Origin of the sequence: Nostoc sp. TCL240-02 (genome assembly GCF_013343235.1) — a bacterium.
Lineage (GTDB): Bacteria > Cyanobacteriota > Cyanobacteriia > Cyanobacteriales > Nostocaceae > Nostoc.
In genome coordinates, this window is sequence record NZ_CP040094.1 from 6,859,563 (window position 1) to 6,878,315 (window position 18,753).

Genomic DNA, 18,753 nt, shown 5'->3' on the forward strand with positions numbered 1-18,753 from the left:
ATAATTTTTTCAGAAATATATTCTTTGGAACTATGTAATTTTTATTAACCTAATTTGGGTATAAAGGCATAAGTTAGTAAAAATATTTTTACTAACTTTATCTGGCAAATGTTACGTATTGCTGCCTTCTATCTGTAGGTTATTTGTCAAGTCCTGATACACAGATTGTATATGTGGAAGACAAACCAATAAAAAATATGCCGTTTTTCTTAGGTTAAGAACAAACTGTGACAGGTTTAGTTGGTCTAGGACTGTTTCATTAGACTAACAACTGATACTATAGGACTCATATTTGATTATTGAAAAAATCAGTATAGCTCAAAGAGCCTTCTTGACTATTTCCTGCGTATCTCGCTTGCGCTTCTCTACGAGAGGCTTGTCTGCGACACGCTCCGCGAACGCCAACGCGAACGCGCACTACGCAAATAATTATGGCTACGCCACGCTGCGCGAACAGAAATCAAATCGAATTGCTATATTTATTTTTGAAGAGGCACCTATAAAACTTAGACAAAATTAAATATAGAGGCAATTCATGAATTACCCCTATATGTAGTTTTTCCTGTTTTTGAATTTTGTTGTCAACGATGGTTTGTCAAGATAAGTATTTTTGAATTAACTATTTTTACCCGCTTTTAATAGCACACCCAGTATGATGAACGAGGTATTTAGGCTGCGATAATAATAATGAACACAAACGCTACTTTATTTTTTGTTTAATAAAGGTAACAACTTGAGTTAGTTGTTTCTTCAAGCCATCGATTTCAGCTTGCATTTTGACAATTTTCTCGTTCAACGCATTAATTTCTGCCTCAGAGACTCCTCCGGCAGTAGGGGTTGCGTTGCTTGCCGCTGTAAGCATCGCAGTATGGGCAGCAGTAGGAGTTGCTACGGTAGCAGTATTTGCAACGCTAGGGGCTGCTACCGTAGTAGTAGCAACACTAGAGGTAGCAACTGTGCTATTTTTAACAGCAACCCCTGCTCCTACTGCGACTAATTCTGGGCGCGGCAGTTTCGCCTTGCTCATAGCTAACTTAATTGCGTTAATTAGTTGCTTCTGATCGAAAGGCTTACCAAGAAATTCAAAGTATTCAAAGGGTTCTGTGATTTTCTCAGTTACTTCTTCCTTGCGACCAGACATGATCACCAAAGGAATTTTCCTTAATTCCGGATCGGCTTGAACTTTCTGGAAAACCTCCCAGCCACTCATTTTAGGCAACAGAAAATCCAACATAATCAAGCTGAGTTTTTCCTGAAGAATGAAATTTAGTCCTTCCAAACCGTCTTTTGCTTCTAGTACCTCAAAATTGCCCGGAGGCAACATTTCTCGTACTTTTACCCTGACAACTGTAGTGTCATCGATAACTAAAATCTTGTTGCTTGCCACGACTGTTTGCTCTAACAGAAACTTTAAGTGTAAATAGCGGCTTTGCCGATTGTCCTTGAGAATCCTCCCACTATATACAAAATTTCTAGCAATTGGGGGATAGTATATTTCGGTATAAATGACATTGCTAGAGGTGTTTTGTAAAACTTTTGCTGGCGCTCTTTTCGATTTATGTCATGGTGATATTTAAGGCTTTAGCTCTGTTTTAAGGCATAAAGCATATAAGGACATGGAGACACGGAGATATTAAGACCGTCTTCTACGTCTATTCTTGTCTATCATTTGTCCATTGAAGAAAAGGCAAGGGAGCAGGGAGCAGGGGGAATAGAACAGAAAGGGGATTCGACCCCAATTGAACGAGAACCACTTAACAGAAGTGGGAGACTCAGACCCATGTTCCGCTTTGCTTCACAGCAGGAGGAAGGGGTCATTTCCCCCTGCTCCCTGCCCTCTTCCCCCTGCCTCTTCCTTGAAAGACCACCACTTTATATCCGTATCTTGCTTGGATGTCTATGATTTCGTCACAACAAGCCGAACTAAAGTCTGAAATTGCGGCAATGCCTAGCTGGTTACGTCGCCCTATCGGTAAAGCCAGTGAAATCTCTACCGTACAACGCATTATTAAGCAGCGCCAAATTCACACAATTTGCGAAGAAGGCCGCTGTCCCAACCGGGGAGAGTGCTATGCCCAAAAAACTGCAACTTTCTTGCTAATGGGGCCTACCTGTACACGCTCTTGTGCTTTTTGCCAAGTAGATAAAGGTCATGCACCGATGCCTCTTGATTTAGAGGAACCTCAAAAGGTTGCACAGGCAGTACAGCTTTTGGGATTGCGTTATGTGGTGCTGACTTCTGTTGCCCGTGATGATTTGCCCGATCAGGGCGCAGCTCACTTTGTGGAGACGATCGCTACTATCCGTCAGTTAAACCCAGAGACTCAAATTGAAGTGCTGACCCCAGATTTTTGGGGTGGTGCAGGTATAGGAAAATCAGGTCAACACCAACGGATAGCAATGATTGTAGAAGCCAAACCAGCTTGTTTCAATCACAATATCGAGACAGTGCGGCGGTTAACTGGGCCAGTGCGCCGGGGAGCCAAATACGATCGCTCACTTTTGGTACTTGCTATGGTTAAAGAAATAGATTCGACAATTCCTACCAAATCAGGTTTGATGCTGGGACACGGAGAAACACTTGATGAAGTCGTCGAAGCAATGGCTGATTTAAGAGCTGTAGGGTGCGATCGCTTGACTATTGGGCAGTATATGCGTCCTTCCTTAGAACATCTCCCAGTCCAAAAATATTGGACTCCAGAAGAATTCGCTCAACTCGGCAGATTAGCATGGAAAATGGGATTCAACCATGTCCGTTCTGGGCCTCTGGTTCGCAGTTCCTATCATGCTGGAGAAGAGGGAGTGGGGGATGAGGAGTAGGGAGCAGGGGACAGGGGGCAGGTGGTCACTGAGCGTAGCCGAAGTGGAGCAGGGGGCAGGGAGCAGGGAGCAGGAGGCAGAGGTAAATAACTAATTCCCAATTCCCAATTTCCAGTTCCCAATTTCCAATTTCCAATTCCCAATGCCCAATTTCCAAATTCACACAAATATTCTTAAAGAATTTGGGTATTTGGTACGCCAGTTTGGTATTTCTTAGAAAGTCATGACATTAGGAGAATCGGATTATGACCGCTAAAACAACGAAGAATCCTGCAAATTCCCCAGTTGCCGACAGTGGAGCTAAACCTCCCTACCCCTATCGCACAGGCTGGGCAATCTTCTTATTAGCTATCAATTTCCTGGTAGCAGCCTGGTATTTCCACATTATTGAATAGTTAGAAGTGGAATGGTGCTGCTCAAATCGTTCCTTTGAATAAACCTTTGGGACGAATAAGCAGCACCAAAATCATGATCAACAGTGCTACACCCTGTTTATACTGTGAACCCAGCCAAGGGGTGCTGACTTCTTGGACGATGCCAATGATAAAAGCTGCTGCGATCGCACCATAAGGGTTGCCAATCCCCCCAAGAATCACTGAGGCAAATAAGGGTAAAATTAAGAACCATCCCATATTTGGACGCACGGTTGTAATCAACCCATACATGCTGCCTCCCAATGACGTAAGAGTGCCAGCAATTAGCCAAGTCCAGAAAATTACTCGGTCAACATTAATACCTGAAACCCTAGCTAAGTCCAGATCGTCAGCAACTGCTCGCATCGCCTTACCAATTTTGGTATTTTGCAGCAGGTAATGCAGCGCAAAAATTGCTAGTATCGCTAACCCCAATACCAATAATTGATTTTGCGGTACTTTTAAACCAAAGATGTCTAAAGCTGTGGTGACAGGTAAATTATAGTTTTGGTTCTTGCCACCCCAGATAAAAATAATCCCATTGCGAAGAAATAAGGCAAGCCCGATAGAAATAATAATCAGCGTAGTGGAAGTAGCACGGATAGAGCGCATCTTTGACCACAAGAACTTTTCCGATAACAGCATTGCTGCTACTGTTCCCGCCGCCGCCAGGATCATTGACAGCCAAATATTAACTCCAATACTATTGATCAGCCAGGTGAGATAGGCTCCTAAAGTTAAAAAGTCACCATGAGCAAAGTTAGATAACCGTAAAATTCCATAAGTAAGAGTCAGTCCGACTGCGGCTAGAGCAATAATGCTCCCTACCGCAATTCCATTGACGATTAGTTGGGCGAATTGTGTATCCATAAGTCTTGAGTTGCTTTAACAAATTTTAGGTCAGTGGTTCAGATAATAATTTTTTTGGACTAACTGCTAAATTCGACATCATAAGTTATGGTTTATAACAACATAAGTTATGGTTTATAAATAAAAAAGAATTGTCCGCTAATATACATAAAATCCTTTTCGGATTTTTATGTGAAGCTAAATTTGTTAAGCGGTCTAGTTGACCATGCAGCAGTACTCAAGCTTACCAGACCAAAACTCACAGATAGATGCAACGCCAAAACTTTTGACAACAATTCAGCAACTTCGCGCCAAGTTGTGGCTGGAGAGCAGCTTGAACCAGTTGCAAAGTCGCCTTAATTATTATCTGCTTTCTGCTTGTCACAATGTCCTACAGGCAGAAGTCGCAGAATCAGAAGTTCTCCAAGCTGTGGTTAACGAGATTAACAGTGTAATGAACAGCACTAATCTGGCACTTACAGATTATGCCGTCGGCATTGCTATGTTTCAACCACAAGAAACTGTAGCCACAGTTTGCTATGTTTCTCGTTCTCCATCTCAAAACTCACAACCTTTATTTGTAGATGTGCTGACAGCAGAAAAAAAGCTGCTGTTGAGATTGCAAGAGGTTATAGAACTCAAAGATTTACAGCAACTTGAGAATCAACAGCCACCAAGCGCTTGGCCGTTAGATGATGATTCTGGCAGTATTATGGGCTGGCTAATTATCGCCGCAGCGCCCCTAAGTTCTGATCGTGAGTTGCTCATAGAATCAAAAGCCCAACTCAGATCGCAATTGATGTCCAGGTCTGCCAAATACTGTACAACAGCTTTGGTACAACTAAGACACATCCTATCTTGGCAGCAACAATATCAACAGTTAAGTAACTCCAATCAAGAATTGGAGCGCACTAATCAGCTGAAAAACCAGTTTCTGGCAAACACCAGCCATGAAATTCGCACACCGCTTAGTTCTATTATTGGGTTTACCCATCTGCTTTTAGCTCCAGGGTACGAACCAACTATAGAACGTCAACGGGAGTATTTAAATATCATTCAGTCTAGCGGCAAGCACTTACTAGCTCTAATTAATGATATTTTGGATCTTTCAAAAATTGAAGCAAACCAACTAGAGGTGCAGTGGGAAAGTGTAGATGTGCCACTGTTATGTAGCAATGTTTTGGCACTGGTGAAAGAGAAAGCCGCTAATAAGGGTTTAAGACTGTGCCTAGAAATTGACCCCGAGATCACAAGCCTAGTAGCCGACTCTTTGCGACTCAAGCAAATGCTGTTGAATTTACTCTTCAATGCCTTAAAGTTCACCAGCAAAGGAAGTGTTGGCTTACAGGTTGTTTCCAAAGATGGATCTGTACATTTTACAGTCTGGGATACTGGTAGTGGCATCTCTCAAGAAGACCAGACTCAATTATTTGAACCCTATTTCCAAATTGCTAAGGCTGTCGCTGGTGGTGCTGAGGGGACTGGTTTGGGTTTAGCAGTGACTCGCAAACTCGCCCAAATTCACGGTGGTTCTGTGAAAGTGGAATCTGAAGTAGATAGCGGCTCCCGTTTTACCCTTTTACTTCCCCTTAAGCAAGAGGTAGGAGTGGGGGGAGATGGGGAAGCAGGGGAGGCAGGGGAGGCAAATTACTCCTTATCTCCTTTGCCTTTCACCCCTAGTTCTTCTGTAGATATTTTGCTGGTAGAAAATGACTTACCCAACGCTGATTTGATGCAAATTTATCTACGGAAATTAGGATATCAGGTGACTTGGGTTAAGAATGCTGCTGAGATGTGGGAAGCTCTAACACAGCTAGACCCAGCAGTGATTTTAATGGATGTTTATCTAGCAGATGGAAATGGTCTGAACTTGGTGCGACAACTGAGAGAACACGAGCAATATCAGACGATTCCGGTAATTGTTCAAACAGCAATGGCGATGAAAGGCGATCGCGAAACCTGTCTAACAGCCGGAGTAAATGACTATATTTCTAAACCGATTGATTTACCACTTTTAGCTAGTCTGGTGGCTAAGTACAGCAAACCGCCAATATAGAGAGGTGGGGAGCAGAGGAGGCAGGGGGACAAGGGGGAATTATTGAACAAGTCTCTCTCTTGTGTCCCCCCTCTTCCTTGTCTCCCTTGTCTCTTCTTCATGTTCAATGCCCAATACTTCGGCTTCGCTCAGTACAAGTGCCCAATTCCCAATGCTCCATAATATAACAAATGACTACAATAAAAATGGTTGGGTGCTATGGGGTTTGAGTAGGATTGGGAAATGATGCTGACAGAAAAATTTGAGCAATTAAAAGCCTTATTTCAAGAGATGGAGCAGGCGTTGATTGCCTACTCTGGGGGCGTTGATAGCACTTTGGTTGCCAAAATTGCTTATGATGCCTTGGGCGATCGCGCTCTGGCTGTCACGGCTGTTTCTCCTTCGCTGTTGCCAGAAGAGTTGGAAGATGCCAAAATTCAAGCCGCAACTATTGGGATTGCTCATAAAATCGTCCAGACTCACGAGATGGAGAATCCCAATTACACTTCTAACCCGGTTAATCGCTGTTATTTTTGTAAAAGTGAGTTGCACGACACTCTCAAACCTTTAGCTTTGCAGTTGGGTTATCCCTACGTAGTAGATGGGGTAAATGCCGATGATTTGCATGATTATCGCCCAGGAATTCAAGCAGCGAAAGAAAGAGGGGCGCGATCGCCTTTAGCTGAAGTGGGTGTAACCAAAGTTGAAGTTCGCCAACTTTCGCAACAACTCGGTTTACCTTGGTGGGATAAACCCGCTCAACCTTGCCTAAGTTCCCGGTTTCCTTATGGTGAAGAGATTACTGTCGCTAAGTTACAACGAGTTGGTAGAGCAGAAATTTTCTTAAGAAAGCTAGGTTGGCAGAATTTGCGCGTGCGATCGGAAGGCGATACAGCACGCATTGAATTATCACCAGAACAAATTAAAGAGTTTGTGTTAACGACAGATTTGCAAAAAGTAGTTTCTGTATTTCAGGATTTTGGATTTCTTTACGTAACTCTGGATTTGGAAGGTTATCGCAGTGGTAAGTTGAATCAAATTTTGAATCGAGAAGTCTTGGGCGTTAAATTATAAAATTTTGGTTTTATAGAGAGAGATCCAGTTTATATTTCTTTACCTTCTACAGAAACTAGAAAGCAGCCGTTAATCCTCCAGGCATTATCCGGCTGTTTTTCCATAAAATATAAAGCTCTCAAGGGAACTCCATCAGGAGCAAGTAGTAGCACTGGCTGAGTTATATTTTTTTGGATGGTTGTTATCTTCTCAAAAAAGACAGAGCGAGGACGGTATACTGCTGGGTAACTTATCTTCACCATCTGCATAAAATTTTCTGGGGTACCAAATTGCGCCTGAATTCCTGGACTGGCGAAGGCAAAAGCGCCTTGGGCATCATCCTTTTTAAAGGCTGCCAATTGGTTTTCAATTAGAGAACGTATGGTGATGGCATCGTTGTCGGTAATTTCCATAAATCTAAAATTGCGTAGGCGCAGCCCGCACTTCTCTACGAGACGCTCCGCGTAGCTTGCTTCCACGAAGTGGTACGACTTGGCTCAGTGACCATCATAGACATCGCTTCAAGGGTCGAGCGATCGCTTAATCTTCACGCTGAGTCACCTTGTATTCTATCTGCTGTAATGCCGAGCGCCATACATCATAACCCTCTTGCGACAGGTGCAAACCATCTGTGGTCAACTCTGGGCGCATATTGCCTTCCATATCAGTAAACCAGCTATAAATATTTAGATAATTAGCGCCTTCTTGTTTAGCAATTTGGGTTAGTTGGGTGTTGATATGACGAATGCGGCTATTAGAAAGTTTTGCTAGGCGAGTAGGCAAAATTGATTGGACAATGATTTGAGCTTTTGGGTGAGTTTCGCGTAAACGACGGACAATCCGGCGATAATTACGCAAAATTGTGTCATCACTAGCGCCTTTTCGTAAGTCGTTAATCCCAGCCATGACATAAATCACATCCGGCCGGGTTGCCGAAAATGCCCCCAACCTTTTTAAAACCCCACTGGAAGTATCTCCAGAGATACCTTGATTGAGCCACAATTTTCCAGTAGGGAGTTTTTCTCTAGGAAACCACATGCTCAAAGAATCACCAACTAAGATGCTTAGATGATTTGCACCTTGACCTTGAGCGATCGCTCTAGCTTCTAGAGCTAATAAACTTTTCCAGTCATCATAAGTTAGTTGACGCTTCCTGATCGACTCCCACAAAGATTGCAAATTATCACTATCTACGCGCGTATAAATCTGACCTGTTTTCAGAGCCGCCAATCTTTGGTAGTAAAGTTGATTACCAGATGTCAAAGAAATACCAGCTGCTCGGGCACTGGGTTTGACTAATGATTCTGTTGAGGCTGGTAATCCTTCACTACTGAGTTCGGGTACGCTAGAGACGTTTTTCTCGTCTACCGTCGGCTGCGAATTTTTTAGGGGTTGGAACGCTTGCCCACTGAGTTCTGGTAAGGAGAGATCAACGCTGGGGATGATTTGTCTACTTACTATTGTCTGCGAGCCTTGTTTTAAATCCCACAGGAATCTAGAACTTTCTGGCAGGACAATCGACAAATGTGGAAGAGCCGATGCTGGTATTGCTAATCCTGTTAACAAGCCTGCTGCCAACAGATAAGGGTCCCTCATCGCTTTCTCTCTCCTCTACTCACTGCTTTTCCCTATCACAGCATTAGTTGCCTGTATTCAGGAAAATTTTACTTCGGTTAAGTTATTATTCTTATTTACACTGTATAGTTCTGTAAAGCGTGTTGAGTAGATTATCTTAGACAATTTACGATCTCTTTAAAGTACGGTTTTTTCGGTGGTATACAAGTCTGATTTGCGAAAATACTGGTACTTAAAGCACTATTTTCACAAAACAACCATTTTTTATAACTCAGTGCCCACAAATATTGTAAGTGTGTATAAGTTTGCGATTAGTTGATATCATACGATGATCCGCTGTTTTTGAGCAATAAAAAGGTTATTATTGTTGATATTTAAGAACTTCCTATAAAAAAGTTGGGCGCTCAAACTGGTTGGGGATAATTATAAAGTCATCTATAGTGCAGTCAAAAATTATACAGATTGCGTTGATATAGCAAAAGTTAGATTTATTTTCATCCAAAAGTTGACTCTTAGCTTTGATGGGATGATTTAGGGTTTGATACAGATTATCCAATATTAGAGCAATTCTCTGTACTTCTTTTGTAGTTCTGTATATATAATTTCAAGTTTATGTTTGCCTGTAGAAGTATGAGTTGAAACACCTTTAAATTAAGTTTTAACTATAGAAAATAACTTCATTGGAAGTGCTAAGATTTAGGCTTAATCATTAGTGTTTGTTCTCCCGTGGCTAGAGCTAGTACAGCGATTGGTGTCAGTCCAATTATTAAGGAGATTGTGCAAAAACAGGCACATTCGACACGTTTAACACTGAAAGAAGTAATTCTCATGGGAATGTTAGCTATTGAAAAACTAGACGATCAAGGTCGTCAAGAGCTAGCCGATCAAGTTCATCAAATGCAGGTGAATGGAGAAATTTAAGTGAGGAGTTATAAATTTTAACTCGTCATTCGTGACTATTTACTTAATTTGATTAATGGCTAAAACGATAACAACTTCCCATTACATAATTTCGTTAATTTCAAAAGAGATTCATTGGCGTTGCAGAGTTTCAGCAACAAACCCAGTTGTGTTAGAACCTGCAAATGGATCTAAAACCATATCACCTTCATCAATTAAGAATTTGATGAAAACTTAGCAAACCCTTGAAGATAACAGGCTGATAGGGTCTAATTTTGGCTGCTTTGCAGTGTCGTAAATAAGCACTATTCGATTCAGTATTAGCAATTTCTAGCAAATTTGGCGGGATTGCACCCTGGTTATCCTTTTGGGATTTATGAGAAATATGATGTCTAATAAGACGTAACACATTTAAGATTATGTCAGTTTCAGAGCTTGAAGAATCACTGTATTCAACTGCTGAATTTGACTTTCTCCTAATTTACCTATCCTTCTGGTGATTAGCCTATGCTCTATAGTAGTTATTCGAGTAACCCTAACTTTAGAAGCAACCCGTAATCCAGTATTAGTAAAATCTGGATCTGAAGGTTCTAAAATAAACTCTTCTGGACTCAAACTACTTATATTTTGAGATGAAATAAAACATAAAGTGACATCATCGCCTATGGTATCTATCCATAAAACTAAACCAGGACCTAGCTTTGTTCCACTCAAGTCTATAAATGGAAATGGAACCAAGAGGATATCACCTGTTTGGAGAGACATTAGATAGGTTCTCCGTCGTCAAGTGAGTATATGTCTGGTTCATTTTCAAGAAAGTTAAAGACTCCTCCAGTCTGGGCAAGTAGCATTAAATCACAAGTTGAAGGCTCTGATGAATCGAAAAATAGTTTTTCTTCCAAAAGCGATCGCTCTTCATCAGAGAGAGATAGGATAACTTGCAACAGTGATTCAACAAGTTTAGTATTCATTTCGTATTTCGCTTTGTTTTACATACATTTTTTCTATTAATTCCTTTCGTTTTTTCCTTTTGGTATCTGTATGAGACACAACGGGATACCAAGTTCTTGTTCATCTTCTTGGTCAAGTGATTCAAATTGTGTGAATTCATCCTCCATTAAGTAGTAACGTACCTCTTCCTCATTAGAAAATGTGTATTTAGAACCATCACAATCTAATATCTCAGTGGATAAATCATCGTAGGTTCTTAATCTTGCCCAATTTAAGTTAGGAAAACTACACCACATCAGCCACCAACTTTCTTTGAGAGTAGGTTTTTCTTGGAATTGCATTTTATTTCCATTTCTTTTTATAGTATCTTCAACTTTTCTTACTGTAATTTTAAACTTAACTAATTTCAAAAAAATCCCCCACCATTGCGGCAGGGGATTTTTATTACTTATCTACAAAACTAGCAGCCGAATTAACCGAACTTACCAGCAGTAGAAGCAATCAAGAACGCGGCGTAAGTCACGATGTAGCCAACTGTGAAGTGAGCTAGACCAACGACACGAGCTTGAACGATGGACAGAGCAACGGGCTTGTCTTTCCAGCGAACTAGGTTAGCCAGAGGAGTGCGTTCGTGTGCCCAAACAAGGGTTTCAATCAACTCTTGCCAGTAACCTCTCCAGGAGATTAAGAACATGAAGCCAGTAGCCCAAACTAGGTGTCCAAACAGGAACATCCAAGCCCAGACAGACAGGTTATTCACGCCGTAGGGGTTGTAACCGTTAATCAACTGAGCGGAGTTAGCCCAGAGGTAATCGCGGAACCAGCCCATAAGGTATGTAGAGTTCTCATTAAACTGAGCTACGTTGCCTTGCCAAACACCGAGATGTTTCCAATGCCAGTAGAAGGTCAACCAACCAATGGTGTTGAGCATCCAGAATGTAGCGAGGTAGAAGGAATCCCATGCTGAGATGTCGCAAGTACCGCCACGACCGGGTCCGTCGCAAGGGAAGGCATAGCCGAAGTCCTTTTTGTCGGGCATCAGCTTAGAACCACGGGCATCCAAAGCACCTTTGACCAAGATCAAGGTGGTGGTGTGCAGACCTAGAGCGATCGCATGGTGAACCAAGAAATCGCCAGGGCCAATTGTCAAGAACAGGGAGTTAGTACCAGCATTAATGGCATCTAACCAACCTGGAAGCCAAACGTTAGCGTAGTTAGGCCATGCTGTGTAAGCAATACTATCGGGGTTAGATAGCAAAGTATCTAAACCGTACAGCACCTTACCGTTAGCAGCTTGGACGAATTGAGCAAATACTGGCTCAATCAAGATTTGCTTTTCAGGAGTGCCGAAAGCAACTACTACGTCGTTGTGTACGTACAGACCAAGGGTGTGGAAGCCTAAGAAAAGAGATACCCAGCTGAGGTGGGAAATAATCGCTTCTTTGTGCTTCAACACGCGGTCAAGCACGTTACCTTTGTTTTGCTCTGGGTCGTAATCACGCACCCAGAAAATCGCACCGTGAGCAAAAGCACCAAGCATCAGGAATCCAGCAATATACTGGTGATGCGTGTACAACGCTGCCTGGGTTGTGTAGTCCTTCGCAATAAATGCGTAGGAAGGCATGGAGTACATGTGCTGCGCTACCAGGGAAGTAACAACACCTAGCGCTGCTAAGTGCCAACCCAATTGGAAGTGCAAGGAGTTGTTGTAGGTGTCGTAGATACCTTGGTGAGGTAGGTTAAACGGCCCTTCAACTGGAATACCAAAGAAACTCTTGGCATTCAATGCTTCTTTGAGACTGTGACCAATCCCAAAGTTTGTCCGGTACATGTGACCAGCAACAATGAATAAAACTGCGATCGCTAGGTGGTGGTGAGCTATGTCAGTTAGCCACAAAGCTTCTGTCTGGGGATGGAAACCACCCAAGAAACTCAGAATTGCAGTTCCTGCACCTTGCGATGTCCCGAAGATATGTCCAGGAGTGTCAGGGTTTTGAGAGTAAACACCCCAGTTGCCTGTAAAGAATGGTGTCAAACCGGCTGGGTGGGGTGGGGTATTCAGGAAGTTATCCCAACCTACATGCTGACCGCGAGCTTCGGGGACAGCAACGTGAATTAAGTGACCAGCCCAAGCCAATGAACTAACACCAAACAAACCTGCTAAGTGGTGGTTTAGGCGATGTTCAGCGCTCTTAAACCATGCCAAGCTAGGACGGTACTTGGGTTGCAAGTGCAGCCAACCAGCAAACAGTAGTACAGCAGCGAATACCAGCAAGAACACTGAACCGTTGTACAGTTCGCCGTTATTCCGCATACCGATGGTATACCACCAATGGTAAAGACCAGAGTAGGTAATGTTTACTGGATTGCTAGCGCCCGCTTGGGTAAAAGCTTCAATTGCTGGTTTACCAAAGTGGGGATCCCAAATCGCATGGGCGATGGGACGGATGTGAAGGGGATCTTTAATCCACTGTTCGAAGTTACCTTGCCAGGCTACGTGGAACAGGAGGCTGGATGCCCACAGGAAGATGATTGCCAAGTGACCGAAGTGAGTTGCGAAAATCTTTTGGTAAAGATTTTCTTCCGTCATGCCATCATGGGTTTCAAAATCGTTGCCTGTAGCGATCGCATACCATATCCGACGAGTCGTCGGGTCCTGTGCGAGATCCTGGCTAAATTTCGGAAATTTTGTCGCCATAGGTTTAATAAATCCTCTGACCTTTAGCCATCAAATATCAGCGTCTAGAGTCCTGAGTTTTGAGTCCTGAGTTCTAAGTTTTCACTCAGCACTCAGCACTCAGCACTCAATAACTGATTGCTACCCTACTGAAAGGATGTGTGCATGGAAGAACGCCCAAGTTGTGGCAATTCCTCCCAAGAGGTAGTGAGCTACCCCTACAGCCCGACCCTGAATAATACTCAGAGCGCGAGGCTGGATTGCTGGTGCTACCTTCAGTTTGTTATGCGCCCAAACAATGGACTCAATCAGTTCTTGCCAGTAGCCGCGACCACTGAACAGGAACATCAAGCTGAATGCCCAGACAAAGTGAGCGCCTAAGAAGAGTAGACCATAGGCAGATAGCGCGCTGCCATAGGAATTGATGACTTGTGTAGCTTGTGCCCACAAGAAGTCCCGTAACCAACCGTTGATGGTAATAGCACTTTGGGCAAAGTTGCCACCAGTGATGTGAGTCACAGTACCATCTGCATCTACGGTTCCCCAAACATCTGATTGCATCTTCCAACTGAAGTGGAAAATTACAATAGACAGGGAGTTGTACATCCAGAATAGTCCGAGGAATACGTGATCCCAACCAGACACTTGGCAAGTACCGCCACGACCAGGACCGTCGCAGGGGAAGCGGAAGCCCAGGTTTGCTTTGTCTGGAATCAGACGAGAGCTACGGGCATACAGCACACCTTTGAGCAGAATTAGGACGGTGACGTGAATGGTGAAAGCGTGAATGTGGTGAATTAGGAAGTCGGCTGTGCCCAAAGCAATGGGTGCAGCTGCCACTTTACCGCCAACAGCCAAAATACCGCCGCCAAAGACATAGCTAACTGGTTCTAGGGCATTGGGTGCAGTTGTACCAGGAGCCAAGGCGTGGATATTTTGTATCCACTGGGCAAATACTGGCTGCAATTGAATCCCTGTATCAGAGAACAAGTCTTGAGGACGACCCAATGCACGCATTGTGTCGTTGTGGATGTAAAGTCCAAAGCTATGGAAGCCTAAGAAAATACATACCCAGTTCAGGTGAGAAATAATCGCATCACGGTGACGAATTACCCGATCCAATACGTTGTTTTGATTCACAACTGGATCGTAATCCCGCACCATGAAGATCGCAGCGTGAGCTGCTCCACCAACAATCAAGAAGCCACCGATCCAAATATGGTGAGTGAATATGCACAACTGTGTAGCGTAATCAGTTGCCAAATATGGATAGGGGGGCATCGCGTACATGTGATGCGCGATGATGATGGTCAGTGAACCCAAGAAGGCCAGGTTAGTAGCCAACTGAGCGTGCCAGGATGTGGTCAGGTTTTCGTAGAGACCTTTGTGACCTTCACCAGTGAAAGGACCTTTGTGGTTTTCTAGGATCTCTTTAATGCTGTGACCAATACCCCAGTTTGTACGGTATTGATGACCAGCAACGATAAAGAGAACTGCGATCGCTAAATGGTGATGAGCAATGTCACTCATCCACAAGCCACCAGTTACTGGGTTCAAACCGCCCTTGAAGGTAAGGAAGTCAGCATACTGACCCCAGTTCAAGGTGAAGAAAGGTGCTAAACCAGCAGCAAAACTGGGATACAACTCGGTCAACAAGTCTTTGTTCAAGATGAACTCGTGGGGCAAGGGGATGTCTTTAAGAGCAACGCCTGCATCCAAAAGCTTGTTGGTCGGTGCGGACACGTGGATTATGTGACCTGCCCATCCCAAGGAACCACAACCTAACAAGACTTGCAAGTGATGGTTTAGCATCGACTCCACATTCTGGAACCATTCCAGTTTAGGAGCGCGTTTGTGGTAGTGGAACCAGCCAGCAAATAGGAATAAGCCTGCTAGTACCAAGCCACCGATCGCAGTGCAGTAAAGCTGGAAGGAGTTTGTAATCCCCCAACCACGCCATACTTGGAACAAACCGGAGGTGATTTGAATACCGTGGAAACCACCGCCAACATCACCGTTTAAAATGTCTTGTCCAACAATAGGCCAAACGACTTGAGCGCTAGGCTTAACGTTTAACGGGTCACTTAGCCAAGCTTCGTAGTTAGAAAACTTCGCGCCGTGGAAAATCATCCCGCTCAACCAAACCATCACTACGGCTAGGTGGCCGAAGTGGGCTGAGAATATCTTGCGGGATATATCTTCTAAATCGCTTGTATGTGTATCGAAATCATGGGCGAGTGCGTGCAGGTTCCAAATCCATGTGGTGGTTTTGGGACCTCTGGCTAAGGATCTGTCAAAGTGTCCAGGTTGCGCCCATCTCTCGAATGAGGTTGGAACCGGATCGTTATCGACGATTACTCTTGCCTTCTTTTCCTCTCGCTCCGGAGGACTTATTGTCATTTGACCTCCTCTCTTGATAAGGAATGAGGAATCATGAATACCACAAAGTGAACCATTACCGCATACTCAGAATTTTACTGAAGTCGCGATGAAGACCCTATGTGGAGAGTTGTTTCTCGTTGAATTATAGAGTCTTCACCTGCACTTTGTTGGAGATATTTTAACAATAATTCAAACTTGGTGGAATATTGCTGAAATTACCGTCTTATCTGCCTTTTAACTTCAAACTATTTGTCTAAAAGTCAATAGATTAACCATTTTAATTTACAAAGAATAACAATTGGTAAGTTTTATGATTTTGCTGTATACACTTGGCTTACAGCTTTTACTGCTATTACTTATGAACATTTGTGTCATATTTCCATTGTTGTAAGTAAAAAGCTGTAAAAAGTATGACTTGTTTTAAATTGACTGAAATAGACACAGAAAAACTTAGGGATGTGAGGCAGATTTCACCTTTTGGGCTATAGTGCCAGATGGACAGTTTGAGCGAAAATAATCTGTGCAATTGTCGAAGACTATCGCTGGGTGCAACGCATGAACTCGTGGCAGAAAAGGGTGTTAGAGAAGCTCCTTCCTGAGAGGTTCCCGATTCTTAGATGGATAATTACATTGGTGCTGGTATTAAGCTTGACCAGTTGCGGCGAGAAAGCCGATAGCCAAGAAGTATCAACTGGTTATAGAGAAAACCCTCCACAGATTTCTCAAATTTCAAAGCAATTTTCGGAAGTTTCCCCACCATCTGTTATTCAAGAACTGCGTCCAAGTTTGGAAGTTTATCAACCACAAGTGGCAATTGTGACTCCTAAACCTGATGAATTTTTCCAAGATAATAAAGTTACAGCTAGTTTTCAGGTTAAGGATCTACCAATATTTAAAGATCCACAATTACAACTGGGGCCACATCTCCATGTAGTTCTGGATAATCAACCTTATATTCCTGTTTACGACCTGAACCAACCCTTGGTTTTGCCAGAGTTGTCTCCAGGTACTCATACTCTGCGTGTCTTTGCTTCTCGTCCTTGGCATGAAAGCTTTAAGAATGAAGGCGCTTATGCCGAGACAACATTTCACGTCTTCACTAAAACCGACGACAACAACCCAGATCCCAAGTTACCCCTGCTAACTTACAGCCGTCCTCAAAGTAGCTACGGGGCAGAGCCAATCTTACTGGACTTTTATCTCACTAACGCTCCCCTGCATCTCGTTGACAAGGAAAACACTAACGAAGGATTTAGTGATTGGCGCATCCGCGTCACAATTAATGGTGAAAGCTTTGTTTTTGATCGCTGGCAGGCAGTTTATCTGAAAGGCTTCCAAACTGGTAAAAACTGGATAAAGCTAGAATTTCTCGATAATCAGGGAAATCCTCTCAAAAATGCCTTTAATACTACAGTTAGACTGATTGACTTCCAGCCAAAGGGTAAAGACACTTTGTCGAAAATTGTCAGAGGAGAACTCACAGCAGATGAGGTACGCGGTATTGTAGACCCGAATTATAAACTCACACCTACGCCTTCTGTTGAAAAAACACCCCAAATACAACCGAAGGTAGAAAAACAGCCCCTTCCTGAAACTGAAGTTCCGAAAGAATCTAAAACACAGCCAAAAGAACCAAAATTAGAAGTTCCAACGGTTGTACCATCTCCTACTTTATCCCCGACACCATCAGAAGCACAGCCAACGGTAACGCCGACTCCAGAATCAACGCCGCTACCTGAAAAAGTTGCGCCTCAGCCAACTAAACCTAAAGTTGACGGATTTTTTAACCGTCGTGCGAGTAAGACACCTACTCCAGAAGCAACAGTTGAGCCATCTCCGAGTTTGCCACCCACGCTACCAGAGATTATTGAGCCTCCAGCACCAGAAATAATTACGCCAACACCAGAACCACAGCCAGAGGTAATGCCAACTCCTGAATCAACGCCGTTACCGGAAAAAGTTGCGCCTCAGACAACAAAATCTAGATTTGGCGGATTTTTTAAGCGTCGAACGAGCAAGACACCTACTCCACAAGTAACAGTTGCGCCATCTCCGAGTTTGCCACCCACGCTGCCGGAGATTATCGAGTCTCCAATACCAGAAACAATTACGCCAACTCCAGAATCAACGCCGTTAACTAAAATAAGCGCTCCCGAAGCAGAGAAACTAGAATCAACTAAAGACACTCAACTGTAAATTTTGAGATAAACCCTCAACAAATGCGATCGCACCTACAGGATTTCCTGTATCATCCAACCCAGGACTGTAGCAAGCGATCGCTCCCTCACCTGGGACTATTGCGACGAGTCCACCACCAATCCCTGATTTCATCGGTAAACCAATTCTGACTGCAAACTCGGCAGAAGCTTCATAAAGTCCACAAATTGACATCACTGCATTGACAATTCGGCGGTTTTGTGAGTTTGCCAAGCTATTTTCACAAGCTAGGATTTTTCCTAACAGGGCTAAATCTTCAACTCGCCCCGAAATGCAGCATATTTGATTATAAGTGTCAAGTGCTGTTTCAAGATTTTCTAAATGACCTGTTTCGGCAAGATAGTGTGCGATGGCTTCATTGGCTGTTGAACGTGTTAATCGCACTGAAGCCAGCATCACTTCATCTAACCTTAGTTGACAACCTGCTAATTGGTTGAGCCATTGACAAAATAAAAGAGTGCGTTGAGTAGCATCCTTTCCTGGTAACTTATCAGCGAGGGTAATTGCCCCACTATTAATCATAGGGTTGCGGGGACGGCCGCGATCGCTAACTAATTGTTCTAAAGAATTGAAGGGTGCATCCGATGGTTCCACCCCAACCCAGCCAAAAACTGTTTCTGCGCCAAAATTTTCCAGCAGATAAAGTAAAGAAAATGTCTTAATAACGCTCATTAGTGGGAAGACACAAGCGGTATCCCCGAAGCTGATATTTTTCCCCGATTTACAGCAGATGTGAACTGCAAACCAACCAGGATAAGCTTTAGCTAGTTGCGGAATGCGATCGATAACTCGTCCCTGTTTAGCCAGAATTTTAGCTTGTTCTACCCAAGCTGATAACTCCGTGGTAGTTAATTTTTCAAATCCTTTCACAACAGATACAC

The 18,753-nt window shown here is 43.4% G+C and carries 16 protein-coding genes and 1 pseudogene; 6 read left to right on the plus strand and 11 right to left on the minus strand.

All coding sequences use genetic code 11. The annotated features are described in order from the left end of the window. Window positions 1-700: 700 nt before the first annotated feature. Window positions 701-1,387 (minus strand): response regulator, encoded by a 687-nt coding sequence (locus tag FBB35_RS29305; protein ID WP_174712559.1) that lies wholly within the window; start codon window positions 1,385-1,387, stop codon window positions 701-703. Window positions 1,388-1,899: 512 nt separating this feature from the next. Between FBB35_RS29305 and lipA the strand changes: the two genes are divergently transcribed. Then, window positions 1,900-2,820, plus strand: coding sequence for a lipoyl synthase (lipA, locus tag FBB35_RS29310; RefSeq protein ID WP_174712560.1), 921 nt, complete (start codon window positions 1,900-1,902; stop codon window positions 2,818-2,820). Between the two features lie 245 nt (window positions 2,821-3,065). Further along, window positions 3,066-3,215, plus strand: a complete 150-nt coding sequence (locus tag FBB35_RS29315; RefSeq protein ID WP_094328289.1) for a photosystem I protein PsaX — start codon at window positions 3,066-3,068, stop codon at window positions 3,213-3,215. Between the two features lie 21 nt (window positions 3,216-3,236). On the opposite strand, the gene FBB35_RS29320 is transcribed toward FBB35_RS29315, so the two are convergent. After that, complete coding sequence (locus FBB35_RS29320) at window positions 3,237-4,103, minus strand: branched-chain amino acid ABC transporter permease (RefSeq protein ID WP_174712561.1); 867 nt, start codon at window positions 4,101-4,103, stop codon at window positions 3,237-3,239. Window positions 4,104-4,308: 205 nt separating this feature from the next. Here FBB35_RS29320 and hrmK point away from each other — a divergent pair, with 205 nt between their 5' ends. Together hrmK and larE are read left to right on the plus strand one after the other, a co-directional pair. Continuing rightward, window positions 4,309-6,138, plus strand: coding sequence for a hybrid histidine kinase/response regulator HrmK (gene hrmK / locus FBB35_RS29325; RefSeq protein ID WP_174712562.1), 1,830 nt, complete (start codon window positions 4,309-4,311; stop codon window positions 6,136-6,138). Window positions 6,139-6,360: 222 nt separating this feature from the next. After that, window positions 6,361-7,191: an ATP-dependent sacrificial sulfur transferase LarE gene (gene larE, locus FBB35_RS29330; RefSeq protein WP_174712563.1), complete on the plus strand. Its 831-nt coding sequence runs from the start codon at window positions 6,361-6,363 to the stop codon at window positions 7,189-7,191. Between the two features lie 29 nt (window positions 7,192-7,220). Here the strand turns inward: larE and FBB35_RS29335 are convergent, their stop codons facing one another. After that, on the minus strand, window positions 7,221-7,583 hold the full coding sequence (locus tag FBB35_RS29335; RefSeq protein ID WP_174712564.1) for a DUF4864 domain-containing protein: 363 nt from the start codon (window positions 7,581-7,583) through the stop codon (window positions 7,221-7,223). Between the two features lie 127 nt (window positions 7,584-7,710). Continuing rightward, window positions 7,711-8,766, minus strand: a complete 1,056-nt coding sequence (locus FBB35_RS29340) for an SGNH/GDSL hydrolase family protein (protein WP_174712565.1) — start codon at window positions 8,764-8,766, stop codon at window positions 7,711-7,713. Window positions 8,767-9,471: 705 nt separating this feature from the next. Here FBB35_RS29340 and FBB35_RS29345 point away from each other — a divergent pair. Further along, window positions 9,472-9,666 (plus strand): hypothetical protein, encoded by a 195-nt coding sequence (locus FBB35_RS29345; RefSeq protein WP_174712566.1) that lies wholly within the window; start codon window positions 9,472-9,474, stop codon window positions 9,664-9,666. 111 nt (window positions 9,667-9,777) lie between these two features. Here the strand turns inward: FBB35_RS29345 and FBB35_RS29350 are convergent. From FBB35_RS29350 to psaA, 6 genes and pseudogenes are all read right to left on the minus strand, one after another. Next, window positions 9,778-10,036 (minus strand): annotated as a pseudogene (locus FBB35_RS29350) (DNA methyltransferase); the annotation flags it as partial. A 26-nt stretch (window positions 10,037-10,062) separates the two neighbouring features. Beyond that, window positions 10,063-10,410, minus strand: a complete 348-nt coding sequence (locus tag FBB35_RS29355) for a type II toxin-antitoxin system PemK/MazF family toxin (RefSeq protein ID WP_174712567.1) — start codon at window positions 10,408-10,410, stop codon at window positions 10,063-10,065. Next, window positions 10,410-10,616 (minus strand): hypothetical protein, encoded by a 207-nt coding sequence (locus tag FBB35_RS29360; protein WP_174712568.1) that lies wholly within the window; start codon window positions 10,614-10,616, stop codon window positions 10,410-10,412. Before FBB35_RS29360 ends, FBB35_RS29355 begins: the two co-directional genes overlap by 1 nt. Window positions 10,617-10,652: 36 nt before the next feature. Continuing rightward, window positions 10,653-11,006, minus strand: coding sequence for a hypothetical protein (locus tag FBB35_RS29365; RefSeq protein ID WP_174712569.1), 354 nt, complete (start codon window positions 11,004-11,006; stop codon window positions 10,653-10,655). Between the two features lie 62 nt (window positions 11,007-11,068). Then, window positions 11,069-13,294, minus strand: a complete 2,226-nt coding sequence (gene psaB / locus FBB35_RS29370) for a photosystem I core protein PsaB (RefSeq protein ID WP_174712570.1) — start codon at window positions 13,292-13,294, stop codon at window positions 11,069-11,071. A 120-nt stretch (window positions 13,295-13,414) separates the two neighbouring features. After that, window positions 13,415-15,673, minus strand: coding sequence for a photosystem I core protein PsaA (gene psaA, locus FBB35_RS29375; RefSeq protein WP_174712571.1), 2,259 nt, complete (start codon window positions 15,671-15,673; stop codon window positions 13,415-13,417). 537 nt (window positions 15,674-16,210) lie between these two features. Here psaA and FBB35_RS29380 point away from each other — a divergent pair. After that, a complete protein-coding gene (locus FBB35_RS29380) occupies window positions 16,211-17,851 on the plus strand; it encodes a hypothetical protein (protein ID WP_174712572.1) in 1,641 nt (546 codons plus the stop codon). Here FBB35_RS29380 and FBB35_RS29385 read toward each other — a convergent pair. After that, window positions 17,828-18,742 (minus strand): glutaminase, encoded by a 915-nt coding sequence (locus FBB35_RS29385; RefSeq protein ID WP_174712573.1) that lies wholly within the window; start codon window positions 18,740-18,742, stop codon window positions 17,828-17,830. The two genes, FBB35_RS29380 and FBB35_RS29385, sit on opposite strands and share 24 nt — an antisense overlap. Window positions 18,743-18,753: the final 11 nt, after the last annotated feature.